We start from the raw sequence: 12,769 nt of genomic DNA on the forward strand, positions 1-12,769 counted from the left end.
TCGAAGGTTCATGCGGATCGCCATATTCAGTACCTGCCCTGCCGGCGTTTATTCCGGCGGGAGGTATCATGCCCTGATTGCAGGCTATTGTCTGGCCCGCCGAGGCCATGAGGTTTATTTCGTTACGGACAACGAGCCCATTTTCGATGCCGATCTCCGGTCGATTTCGCCTGAAAACCCGGTCCGTATCGTTACTGAAGCCTCATTCAATGTCCTGTCACCAGGGCGAATGGATGCAGTATTTATTGCCCCGCAACTGACTCCGGTTCGCCGGCTCTACAATATGGCCATGCGCACCGCCGAACGCGACAGGGCCGCGCTTATCCTGTTCTGTTTTGAAGCGCCGAACTGGTTCAACGAGGTCTCCCCCCACAAACGGCCGGAGGCAGGCTGGCGTGAGTGGCAACTGCCCGTGAGACGCGGTGGTCTGGTCCTGTGCAGCGCGGAGGAAAACCGGCGTTATGCCGAAGCCTACTTTACGGACGTTCCGCCTGAAACTCAGTTTGATGTCTGGCAACCGGCGATCAATACACCGGCGCGCGACCGGTCTGACGATATCACGCATCAGAAGAAGATTCTGCTGTTCGCCCGCCCCAGCGACAAGCACAAAGGCGCCGATGTCGTTGAGCACCTCATGGTGCCAGAACTCAGGGACCACGTTTTTTCGATTGTCATCGGCAATCCGCGTGGCGCGGGTATTTACCGCTCGCGTATTTCAATGCTGGCCGCGGAGCGTGGCCTTTCGGTTGAATTCCTGTTTTCGTTGTCTGATGAAGAGAAGTTTGCCGCGATCAAGTCAGCATCGGCCATGGTTTTTCCGTCCTTTTTCGAAGGTTACGGTTATCCGCCTGTCGAGGCATTGGCGTGTGATACCGCCTGCGTTGCATATGATCTGCCGGTCATCCGTGAAAATGTCGGCGATCTGGTGCGCTATGCGCCTCTCGGCGATATCGATGCTTTGCGTGAAGCGCTTATCGAAACCGTTCGCCAGCCGCGGCAGGAAACAGCCCTTAATCCGCGTATCAGGTTCCTGACTGATATCGATCAGCGTGCCGATGCGCTTGAGCAGGTCATTGCAAGGTACCTTCATCACCTGGCCCAGCCATCTGCGCCGGATGGTGTTTCGATCGGTGAGGCCAGCAGCCTTATCTTTGGCGACCGGACAGTGATACAGTTCACGCTTGCGAGCCGTGTCCGCATTCTGGGCGCCCTGTCATCAGCGGAATGGATACGCAGTTGCTGGGTGGAGCCTGGCTACTGGCATGAGGGCGAATTACTGCACACGGTGGTTCTCAGCGGCCGCACCCGCGAGATGACCGATCTGGCCGGAAGCATTCTGAGCCTGAGCTTTGCCGGCGGCAGGCAGGGGCAGGTCACCCTGGATATAAATCTATGCCCGCCGAAGCCCCTTGCTGATTTCGCAGACAACACATTTGGTATAAGTCAGATTATTCCGGTGGATCAGGCAAGGCTTGTATCGGCATGGGCCATGCCGCCCGCAGGCATCGAGTATGATGCGGTCGTCTGGCTGGCGCAACGCGGTGAGGCCCTGCACTGCGTGGCGGGGGATACGGCTTATGTCAATAATGACTACAAGGCCAGAACGGGCATTGGTGAGCAGACAAGCTGTGGCCTCCTGTTCCGTTTTGATCATGAAGCCGATCTGACCGGGCGCCATGCCGTACTTCTGCTGCGCAACGGACGAGTCGTTGCGGCGGGTAACATCCCGGCTGTCAGCCTTCCCAAGGCGCGCGGTGGTGAAAGCGCACTGCTTTCCCTTGAAGGCACCAATGCGGCGCGAATCGTGCGACTGATTGGAGAGGCGCCGGAGAGCCGCGCCGCCATGGATAGCGGCGGCATCTTCCGGGCGCGTGCCGATGCCGGCGATAATGCCGTCAGACTGGAACTCTATCGACAGCAGATCCGGCTGGGTTTTCCTTTGGGCAATCCGCAGCTATACGCCATTGTGAACCCCGATCGGGTTGAAGGAGATGAAGCAGAGTTCAGGCTGCTGCTCCCCGCGCTTGACAACAGAAAGTGGCGTTATAAGGCCTGCCTGCGGACATTCCGAGCTGAGATATCCGAAGCGATAACGCCCTTACTGGAATACGCGCAGGATGTGGTCGATCTGCCGGCAAAAACCCTGGTCCTGAATACTGAAGACACGACAACAAATGCCGCGTTTACGGTCATCAGGCGTCCGCTGCGCCGGGCTGTATCGCGTTATGTGTACGATGCTGTCGCCCGACAAATTCATGTGAGTGGCTGGGTATTAACGGAGGCTTCCGTGCGCGCCGAGCTTGTGGACGATACCAGTGGCGAGATAGTGGCGTACACAACCCGCCGTACGGAACGGGCGGATGTGGCAAAACGCCATGCCGATGGAACCTTTGTCGATTATGGGTTCGAGATTGATGCATGGGTGGGAGAACTGCCCCAAAACGGAATAGTCCTCGCTGATGGGCATGGGATGAATGAGGGGTTACGTGCAAGTGAAGCTCCGGAATTCTCAGTTGGGCGGATTAGCGAAGCTGGATATTTACTGCGCGTCTTCACCGGTGCAGGTGAAACGGTCGAATGGCCGATCGGCCTGCCGGTTCTTCATGGCGTTACCGAGTTTTGTGCTTTTGATTCGCGTTATGACTCGTCGTGGGATCTGTTGTGGATCCGGGGTGTTTTTGTGGCATCGGGTCATCGCCTGTCTTCGATCGAGGCGTGGCAGGGGGATCGGCTTCTGGGTGAAGGCGCGGTCAATATCAAGCAGTACCGTCACGGCGAGACCAACACCGGCTGGCGCTTCGAGCTTTTGCTCGACGCGCCCCTCGATACGGCCGTGCCGATCGATATCCGCGCCACCCTGGAAAACGGCGCCCGGGTCTCCCTGAGCCTGGCGGTACCGGAAGCTTCGGCTTCGGCTGCGCCTCCGCCGGTCCTGCCTGGCGGCGACCTGGTCCGCTATGGCGCCGAGGCGGCGAAGGCCCGATTGTTCAGCGTGCTGCCGCCACCGGCACGCCCGCGCGTTTTGCTGATCATCCACAATCTCGATGCCGTCGATCGGCCGGAAAAGGCTCAGGCCATCGCAAGCCTGCGCGACGAACTGCGCCGCCAGGGCCGGGAACTGGTGGTGCTGCACCATTCGCCCCACGCCATTCCCAGCCCCCGTCCTGCCCCCCCTGGCCGAGATCAATTTCTTTGACGGCGCGCTCGATGGCCTGGCCCGGACGGCCTGGGACAGCGATCCGGCGGCCGCGACACGCCTGTTTTCACCGGCGGTCAGGCAAAGGGCGGCCGGGGCGCTCTACGGCTTCTACTCGACGCTGAACCCGTCGCCGGTGGCGTTGGAAAAATGCCTCGACCAGATCGATGACGAGGCCCGCAAGGTGCTGTATGTCCTGCAGCAGGTGCAGCCGGATGTGGTCCTGTTGTGGCATCAGTGGAATTCCCTGATGGAGGTGGGGCGGACCCTGGCAAATGCCCTGGGGATCCCGAGTGCCTACCTGCACGAGGGCATGGTGCCCAAGACCCTGACCCTGGATGCGAAGGGGATGATGGCCGAAGCGTCCTGCGTGGGGGTGACGTTGAAGGCGACCCGGGCCAACGCGCCCTGGCTGGAAAAGGCCGGGGCAGTTATCGCCGATATCCGCGACAGGCGGCTGGATCGCAAGCCGCAGTCGGGGCTGTCGGTGATGGGCGCGGTGCGGGCGCGTGCCGATGCCGAGGGCGCGAAGCTGGTCTTCTATGCTGGCATCAATGACTGGCATTCGGGCAATCTGCCGCGTGATGGACAATCGCGTCTGCATTCGCCGATCTTTGAGGATACGCAGGACGGTCTGGCGGCGCTGGCGGAACTGGCGGAGGCCCATAACTGGCTGATCCTGTTCAAGCCGCACCCCAACCTCTATCCGCAGGCTTTTGCGCATCCGCGCGTGGTGGTGGTGCGCGAGAGCAATGTGCTGGACTGCCTGCTGCTGAGTGATGTGACGGTGACCATTCTGTCTTCGGTGGCCTATATCGCGCTGGCCAATGACCGGCCGGTGGTGCTGATGGGGCGCAACACCCTGTCGGGTTCCGGCAGTGTTTATGAGGTCACCGCGCGCGAGACCCTGGCCGACACGGTCAATGCCGCCCTGGCGCGCTCAGGTTTCGACGACCAGCGCCGGGCCTTCCAAAGCCATATCGCCGCCCTCCTGAAGGATCACCTCTATGCCTACGATCCGAAGGATACGCTCGCCATATTGACCCACAAAGATATGGTGAAAAAAATGAAAGATATGGAAGATGCCGGCCAGTCTGAAATGGCCATCAAGTAACCGCGAGTTGATATCTCATGAAAGTGCTTTTTATAGCCAACTGCCATGCCAAGCCGCTCAGCATTATCTGCAATACGCTTTGCCCTTCGATTGCATTCGACTGGGTCGAGGTCAACCGTCTAAGCGAGGCCGATCGTGAGACTGTTACGGCAAAGATAGAAAACGCGGACAGCGTACTTTACTATCCGATTTCGGACAGATGGCCGCAGGACTTCGTGCGCGGCGCGACTATCCGGGAAAAGGCAAAAGCATCGCTTGTCCTTACGAATGTCTATTTTGGTGGCCTGCATCCAGACATTACATTGACCGGCAAGGGGGGCGCACGATTGCAAAGCCCTCTGGCCGATTATCATAGCCGAATTGTGCTGATGAGCTACCTCAACGGCCTGGACGCGTCAAAGGCCCTGCAACTGGTCAATGATTCAGCCTTTGCCGATAAATTCGGCTATCTTCAGGTCTGGCCGGATAGCTTGGCAGAGTTGAAAAAACGTAGCAACGAGGCGGATATCCGCTTCTACGACGAATTTGAGGAGATGCTTTACGAACGCCTGCCTTTGTTCGTGGTCAATCATCCGGTTACGCATCTGTTGTTTCTCTACGCGCGCAAGATACTGGCGCACCTGGGGCTTCCCGTCCTGTCGCTGACCGCTGACTGTTTCCCGCAGTGGATGTTGAGCAATGCCGTCTTCCCTGTATTTCCGTATATTTCCGAGACGTTCAAACTGCCTTATTCGGTGTCTCTTCTGAAGGCGCCGCGGGCCGACGTTTTTCTGGAAATGCCGGATTTCGTCAATCAGTGTTATAGTTTGTATAAAGGGTATAAGCGCGAGGAAATGGTCGTCATGGACAAATACGCCGAATGGAAAACGCGCTTCCTGGCTAGTCTGTAATTAATGTTTGGAACCGGTTTTACCCGCTTTTTGCCAAAAGGTCTGCGCAATGTCATTCTGGGCCTGTCGAATGACTACCATTTCGGTAGCCCACGCATCCGTTACGCGCCGGTAAAGGCCCGGCGACAATATCGCGGTAAACGCGTCGCCATAGCCGGCCTTTTCTCGGTGCGTTGCGGGTTGCAGCGTGCTGCTGACCTGATGGCGATGGACATGGAAGCCAGGGGTATTCCTGTCTTTCGTATGGATATGGCAAGGGCTCTGCGTCTGGTGACAGACATCGAGCGAAACGATGCCGGCGGGCTGAAGGAGATGGCGAATTTTGCCCCGACCGATATCATCATTCATGCCGCGCCGCCCCTGTTCAACCGCTTTCTAAGCAAGCTCGGAAGACGGGAGTACAGCAAGGCAGCGGTCATCCCCTACTGGCACTGGGAACTGGCCGAGGCGCCGGCAGACTGGGGCAGGGCTCTTAAATGGGCAGACGAAATATGGGCTCCGACGCTTTTTGTGGCCGATGCCATCCGGGCTGTCATGCCTGAAGCGCGGCCAATAAGGATCGTGCCCAACGCGGTTGACGCCGATCCTTTCGTCCCGGTCAGCACGGTGGATGCTGCAAGGGTACGCTCCGTTCTGGGAATAGGCGAGGGGGCGTATGTTGCCGGCTTCACCTTTTCGATGGCGTCCGGGTTCTGGCGCAAAAACCCGCTGGGCGCGATTGAAGCCTTCCACACGGCATTTCCGGAAAGTCCTGAGACGCGCCTGATCCTGCGTTGTCATGACTGCGCGCTTTACCCGGCCGGCTATGATCTGCTAAAGGCCGCGGCGCTGGCGGATGCACGTATTCTGCTGTTTGATGGCCAGGACCGCAAAATCGGTCTTAGTGATTTTTACGCGGCGATCGATGTGCTTCTGTCCCTGCATCGTTCGGAGGGCTTTGGCCTGACCCTGGCCGAGGCTTTGCAATCCGGACGCCGCGTGATCACGACCGACTGGGGCCTGGCGCCGGAACTGGCGGCGGACGCCGGTGTCACTCAGGTGCCGTCGGTTCTCATTCCCGTGGAAGATCCGCAGGGCATATACGAAGATTACACGGTGCAAAAATGGGCCGAGGCGGATATTGGTGCGGCGGCGAAAGCCCTTCAGGCTCTCGCCATCCGTTCCTAGATCACGTAATCCAGGCCATCACCCAGGAAGCCGTTTGCCAGCATGTAGGCGACGACTTTTTCCGCCAGTTGTTCCGGCGTCTGGCTCGTGGTGTCGAGCGTCAGTTCCGGGCTTTCCGGCGCCTCGTAGGGGCTGTCGATACCGGTGAAGTTCCTGATCTCGCCGGCGCGCGCCTTGGCATAGAGGCCCTTGACGTCGCGCTTTTCCACCACATCAAGCGGGGTCGAGACGTAGATCTCGATGAACTCGTTGTCGCCCAGCAGCTCGCGCGCCATCTGCCGCTCGGCACGGAACGGCGAGATGAACGACACCAGCGTCACCAGGCCGGCATCGACCATCAGCTTCGACACCTCAGCCACGCGGCGGATATTCTCCACGCGGTCGGCATCGGTGAAGCCTAAGTTCTTATTCAGGCCGTGGCGGACATTGTCGCCATCGAGCAGATAGGTGTGGTGGCTGAGCGACAGAAGCTTCTTCTCGACCAGATTGGCGATGGTCGATTTGCCGGCGCCCGAAAGCCCGGTGAACCACAAAACGACCGGCTTCTGGTTCTTGGCGGCCGCACGGGTCGCCTTGTTGACGTCGAGCGCCTGCCAGTGGACATTGGTGGCGCGCCTGAGACCGTGTTCTATCATGCCGGCGCCGAGCGTCAGGTTCGACACACGGTCGATGACGATAAAAGCGCCCATTTCGTGATTGTCCGCATACGGATCAAACGCCACGGGTTCCTGCAGGGCGATATTGACCAGCGCCACTTCGTTCAGCTTCAGCGTCTTGGCCGCCAGATCGGCAAAGGTATTGACGTCGGTCTTGTGCTTTATTTCGGTCACCGACGCCGAAACCGTCTTGGCGCCGATCTTGACCAGCAGGGTGCGACCGGGGATCAGTTCCTGCTCGCTCATCCAGATCAGGCGCGCCTGGAACTGGTCGGAGACTTCGGGTCGATTGTCCGTTGCGGAGATTACGTCGCCGCGTGAAATATCGATTTCATCTTCCAGGGTCAGCGTAATGGCCTGGCCGGCGGCCGCGGCCGGCAGATCACCATCATAGGTGACGATCGCCTTGACCTTGGACGTTTTGCCGGATTTGGCCACCAGCACCTCGTCACCGGGACGAACGGTGCCGGAAGAAATGGTGCCGGAGAAGCCGCGGAAATTGAGGTCGGGGCGATTGACCCACTGGACCTGCAAACGGAAGGGCTTTTGGCTTTGGTCTTGATCGATCTGCACCGTTTCCAGGTGCTCGACGAGCGTCGGGCCCTGATACCACGGCATCTTGTCGCTGCGGCCCAGAACGTTGTCGCCATAGCGGGCCGACATCGGAATGGCCTGCAAGGTCTCAAAGCCGAAATCGGCAGCGAACGCCTGGTAATCGGCAACAATCTCGTTGAAGACGTCCTGGCAGTAATCCATCAGGTCGATCTTATTGACCGCCAGCACCACATGTTTGATGCCGAGCAGCGACACGATGAACGAGTGACGGCGCGTCTGGGTCAGGATGCCTTTGCGGGCGTCGATCAGGATGACGGCGAGGTCCGAATTGGAGGCGCCGGTGGCCATGTTGCGGGTATATTGTTCGTGGCCGGGGGTGTCGGCGACGATGAACTTGCGTTTGTCGGTGGTGAAGAAGCGGTAGGCGACATCGATGGTGATGCCTTGCTCGCGCTCGGCCTGTAGGCCATCGACCAGCAGGGCCAGGTCAATATCGTCACCGACCGTGCCGTGCTTCTTCGAGTCCTTTTCGATGCTGGCCAGTTGATCCTCGAAGATCAGCTTGGTGTCATAGAGCAGGCGGCCGATCAGGGTCGACTTGCCATCATCCACCGACCCGCAGGTCAGGAAGCGCAGCAGGTCCTTCTTCTCGTGTGTGGCCAGATATTCGACGAGTGCTTTGGTGTCGAGGGTGTCTTCCATAACAGTCGCATTCATTAGAAATAACCCTCGCGCTTCTTCTTTTCCATCGAGCCGGCTTCATCGTGGTCGATCAGGCGGCCGGAGCGCTCGGAGGTGCGGGCCACCAGCATTTCGGCCACAATCTCTTCCAGGGTGGCGGCTTCGGATTCGACAGCGGCGGTGAGGGGGTAGTCTCCCAGGGTGCGGAAACGCACGGACTTCATTTCCGGCACCTCGCCGGGATTGAGCGGCAGGCGGTCGTCATCGACCATGATCCACTGGCCGCCACGCTGCACGACCGGACGCTTTTGGGCGAAATAGAGCGGCACGATGGGAATGTTTTCCATCAGGATATATTGCCAGATGTCGAGCTCGGTCCAGTTGGAGATCGGGAAGACGCGGATCGATTCACCCGGCTTTACTCGGGCATTATAAAGGTTCCACAGTTCCGGCCGCTGGTTCTTCGGGTCCCAGCCGTGATTAGCCGTGCGGAAGGAGAAGATGCGCTCCTTGGCGCGGCTCTTTTCCTCGTCGCGGCGGGCGCCGCCGAAAGCGGCATCGAAGCCATGTTCGGTCAGGGCCTGCTTCAGGGCATCGGTCTTCATGATGTTGGTAAAGACGTTCGAGCCGTGATCGAATGGATTGACGTTATCGGCTACCCCTTGCTGATTGGTGTGACTGATCAGGTTCAGTCCCAGTCGCGCCGCGGTATCATCACGAAACTTGATCATTTCGCGGAATTTCCACGTCGTATTGACGTGCATGAAAGGGAAGGGGGCTTCGACGGATAAAAGGCCTTCATGGCCAGGTGCAGCATGACCGACGAATCCTTGCCGATCGAATAAAGCATGACCGGATTTTTGAACTCGGCGGCGACCTCGCGCATGATGAAGATCGCCTCGGCTTCCAGGCGCTTCAGATGGGTCATTCTTTCGGGCGTAACAGGCATACAAAAACCTTTTCATGCGCCTCTTCGGCGCATTCGTCATTCAGAGCGGCCTATCTAACTTTACTCTTTGCGCCGAACAAACCACAAAGTCTAAACTCTGGCTTAAGATGCGATGGCTAGGTTAGGATGATGTGATGCGTCTGATGAGGCGTGTCATGCGAGTAAGGATAAGGTCTGTAATGCAGTTCAAGGCGCTTGCCATCCCCGGTCCGGTTCTGGTCCAGCCGAAAATGATCGGCGATGCACGCGGCTTTTTCATGGAAGCCTTCAAGGACGGCTGGTTTCGGGAAAATGTTGCCGATGTCACGTTCGTTCAGGACAACCAGTCCCTGTCGCGCGAAACCGGCACCATCCGTGGCCTGCACTACCAGGCCGAACCGTTTGCCCAGGGCAAGCTGGTGCGTTGCCTGAAAGGAGCGATCTTCGATGTGGCGGTGGATATCCGCCCTGACTCGCCCCGCTTTGGCCAATGGGTCGGCGAAACCCTGACCGCTGCGGGCGCAGAACAATTGTGGGTGCCGGCGGGCTTCGCGCATGGTTTCTGCACGCTGGAACCGGATACGGAGGTCTTCTACAAGGTCACCTGTCCTTACAGCGCGCCCAATGATGCCGGGATTGCCTTTGACGATCCTGACATAGGTATCAACTGGCCCACCGATATTGCCACGGCGATTTTGTCGGCTAAGGATAAAATCCAGCCGCCTCTGGCGTCGCTTAAGTCATAAAGGCACAATCCAATCATGCGTATTCTCGTCACCGGTGGTGCCGGCTTTATCGGTTCGGCCCTGGTCAGGTATCTGGTCGGTGAGGTCGGCGCCGATGTGCTCAATCTCGACAAGCTGACCTATGCCGGCAATCTGGCGTCGCTCGACCCGATCGCCGGCGCCAACAACTACCAGTTCGTTCAGGCGGATATCTGCGACGGACCGAAGCTCAGCCAGGTCATCACCAGTTTCCGCCCAGACCATATCATGCACCTGGCGGCGGAAAGTCATGTCGACCGGTCGATTACCGGCGCGAAGGATTTCATCGAGACCAATGTGATGGGCACCTTCAACCTTCTGGAGGGGGCGCGCCATTACTGGAACAGCCTTGAAGGCGAGGCAAAGTCGAACTTCCGCTTCCTGCATGTCTCGACCGATGAGGTCTATGGCTCGCTCGGTGAAACCGGCCTCTTCGAGGAAACCACGCCCTATGATCCGTCCTCGCCCTATTCTGCCTCCAAGGCAGCCTCCGATCATCTCGCCAAGGCGTGGCACCGGACCTACGGTTTGCCAGTCGTGGTCTCGAACTGCTCGAACAATTACGGCCCCTGTCACTTTCCCGAAAAGCTGATCCCGCTCAACATCATCAATGCCCTGGAAGGCCAGCCCCTGCCGGTCTACGGCGATGGCTCGAATATCCGTGACTGGCTATATGTCGAGGACCACGCCCGCGCCCTGCATCTGATCTGTTCAAGGGGGCGCCTTGGCGAAACCTATAATGTCGGCGGCCGCAATGAGCGCAGCAACATAGAGGTGGTGCGGCGCATCTGCGCACTCATGGATCAGTTGCGCCCGAAGAACGCCCCGCATGACCGGCTGATTGCCTTCGTCACCGATCGTCCTGGCCATGACCGGCGTTACGCCATAGATGCCACCAAACTGGAAACCGAACTGGGCTGGAAAGCCAAGGAAACCTTCGACAGCGGCCTTGAAAAGACCGTGCGCTGGTATCTCGATAATGAAACCTGGTGGCGCCCCTTGCGCGGCGAGGTCTATGCTGGCGAACGGCTGGGAATTGTGAAAGCCTAGATGATGCGTATTCTTGTGACCGGAAAAAATGGCCAGGTCGATACCGCCCTGCAAATCGAAGGCGACCGGCTGGGGCTTGATATCGTGCGGATCGGCCGGCCCGATGTCGATCTGTCGAAACCGGAGACGATCGAGACGGCGGTGCGGGAAATCCGTCCCGAGGTTATTATCTCCTCGGCGGCCTATACGGCGGTGGACAAGGCCGAGAGCGAACCCGAGCTGGCGCAGAAGGTCAATGGAGATGCGCCCGGTGTTCTGGCCCGACTAGCGGCGGAACTGAATATACCCATTCTGCATTTGTCAACCGATTGTGTCTTTGCCGGCGACAAGGCTGAGCCCTATACTGAGGCGGATGCGCCTGCGCCTATCAGCGTCTACGGTCGGACCAAGCTGTCGGGCGAGGAACAGGTCCGCGCCGCCACTGATAACCACGTCATCCTGCGTATTTCCTGGGTTTACTCATCACTGGGCAATAACTTCGTGAAAATGATGCTGCGCCTCTCCGAAACGTGCGACGAGGTGACCGTCGTGGCCGACCAGCATGGCTGCCCGACCTATGCGCCGGAGGCCGCGCGCGCCGTGCTGGCCATTGCCCAGCAGGTCGTCATCGATCCTGACCCGACGATCCGCGGCACCTTCCATCTCGCCGGGGAGGGGGAAACGACGCGTGCCGACTTTGCCAAAGCCATTTTCAAAGGCGCTGAAGCGCGCGGCCACAAGCCTGTCCATGTCAATCCCATCGCCACGGCCGACTATCCTACGGCGGCGAAGCGTCCGTTAAATGCCCGCCTGAACAGCGAAAAGCTGGATGAGGTCTTTGGTCTGCGTCTGGAGCCCTGGCAGGATTCGCTCGACGTCTGCCTGGATCAATTGCTCGGAGGAAATACATAATGAAGGGCATAATATTGGCGGGCGGCAGCGGTTCGCGCCTGTATCCGATGACACTCGGCGTCTCCAAGCAGATGATGCCGATCTACGACAAGCCGATGATCTATTATCCGCTGTCGACCCTGATGATGTCCGGCATCCGCGATATCCTGATCATTTCGACGCCCCATGACCTGCCGCAATTCCAGAAACTCCTCGGTACAGGCGAGCAGTGGGGCATTCAGTTATCCTATGCCGAACAGCCGGCGCCGGAGGGCCTGGCCCAGGCCTATATTATTGGCGCCGATTTCGTGAACGGTCAGCCCTCCTGCCTGATCCTCGGCGATAACATCTATTACGGTCCGTCGCTGTCCGGCTTTCTGGAGGAAGCGGCCGCCATCACCTCCGGCGCCAGCGTCTTCGCCTATCAGGTGTCCGATCCCGAACGCTACGGCGTGATCGAATTCGACGCCAATTTCCAGGCCGTGTCCATTGAGGAAAAGCCGGCGAAACCCCGGTCGAACTGGGCGGTGACCGGCCTCTATTTCTACGATCATCAGGTCATAGATATCGCCGCCAATCTCAAGCCCTCTGTGCGCGGCGAGCTGGAAATCACCGATATCAACCGTACCTATCTGGAACGCGGCGAATTGCGGGTAAAGCCGATCGGTCGCGGCTATGCCTGGCTCGATACCGGCACGCCCGACAGCCTGCTGGATGCCGCCGATTTCGTGCGCGTGCTTGAAAAGCGGCAGGGCATGAAAATCGCTTGTCCCGAAGAGGTGGCGTGGCGTCGCGGCTATATCGACAATGCCCAGCTATCCGCGCTGATTGCCCGCCTGGATAAGAGTGATTACGGCCGCTATCTGCAAAAGCTGATAGATTAGAGCGCGTCCCAAAA

General features: G+C 58.8%; 8 protein-coding genes and 1 pseudogene. 7 read left to right on the forward strand and 2 right to left on the reverse strand.

Features of this window, described 5'->3' with window-relative positions; all coding sequences use genetic code 11:
• The first annotated feature begins 289 nt into the window (after nt 1–289).
• The 3 genes from NVV72_12245 (at nt 290) to NVV72_12255 (ending at nt 6,367) form a co-directional block, all read left to right on the forward strand.
• Nucleotides 290–3,196, forward strand: a complete 2,907-nt coding sequence (locus tag NVV72_12245) for a glycosyltransferase (protein MCR6660062.1) — start codon at nt 290–292, stop codon at nt 3,194–3,196.
• 1,131 nt (nt 3,197–4,327) lie between these two features.
• Nucleotides 4,328–5,200, forward strand: coding sequence for a WcbI family polysaccharide biosynthesis putative acetyltransferase (locus NVV72_12250; protein MCR6660063.1), 873 nt, complete (start codon nt 4,328–4,330; stop codon nt 5,198–5,200).
• Nucleotides 5,201–5,203: 3 nt separating this feature from the next.
• A complete protein-coding gene (locus NVV72_12255) occupies nt 5,204–6,367 on the forward strand; it encodes a glycosyltransferase (protein MCR6660064.1) in 1,164 nt (387 codons plus the stop codon).
• On the opposite strand, the gene cysN is transcribed toward NVV72_12255, so the two are convergent.
• Complete coding sequence (gene cysN / locus NVV72_12260; GenBank protein MCR6660065.1) at nt 6,364–8,280, reverse strand: sulfate adenylyltransferase subunit CysN; 1,917 nt, start codon at nt 8,278–8,280, stop codon at nt 6,364–6,366. The two genes, NVV72_12255 and cysN, sit on opposite strands and share 4 nt — an antisense overlap.
• Nucleotides 8,281–8,294: 14 nt before the next feature.
• Nucleotides 8,295–9,208 (reverse strand): annotated as a pseudogene (gene cysD / locus NVV72_12265) (sulfate adenylyltransferase subunit CysD).
• A 179-nt stretch (nt 9,209–9,387) separates the two neighbouring features.
• Here cysD and rfbC point away from each other — a divergent pair.
• The 4 genes from rfbC to rfbA are packed head-to-tail and all read left to right on the forward strand — an operon-like array spanning nt 9,388 to nt 12,755.
• Complete coding sequence (rfbC, locus tag NVV72_12270) at nt 9,388–9,933, forward strand: dTDP-4-dehydrorhamnose 3,5-epimerase (protein ID MCR6660066.1); 546 nt, start codon at nt 9,388–9,390, stop codon at nt 9,931–9,933.
• Between the two features lie 12 nt (nt 9,934–9,945).
• Nucleotides 9,946–11,001 carry a dTDP-glucose 4,6-dehydratase gene (rfbB, locus tag NVV72_12275; protein ID MCR6660067.1) on the forward strand — a complete coding sequence of 352 codons (1,056 nt, stop codon included), beginning with the start codon at nt 9,946–9,948 and terminating at the stop codon, nt 10,999–11,001.
• Complete coding sequence (gene rfbD, locus NVV72_12280; GenBank protein MCR6660068.1) at nt 11,002–11,892, forward strand: dTDP-4-dehydrorhamnose reductase; 891 nt, start codon at nt 11,002–11,004, stop codon at nt 11,890–11,892.
• Nucleotides 11,892–12,755 (forward strand): glucose-1-phosphate thymidylyltransferase RfbA, encoded by an 864-nt coding sequence (gene rfbA, locus NVV72_12285; GenBank protein ID MCR6660069.1) that lies wholly within the window; start codon nt 11,892–11,894, stop codon nt 12,753–12,755. Before rfbD ends, rfbA begins: the two co-directional genes overlap by 1 nt.
• Nucleotides 12,756–12,769: the final 14 nt, after the last annotated feature.

Source organism: Asticcacaulis sp., assembly GCA_024707255.1.
GTDB lineage: Bacteria > Pseudomonadota > Alphaproteobacteria > Caulobacterales > Caulobacteraceae > Asticcacaulis.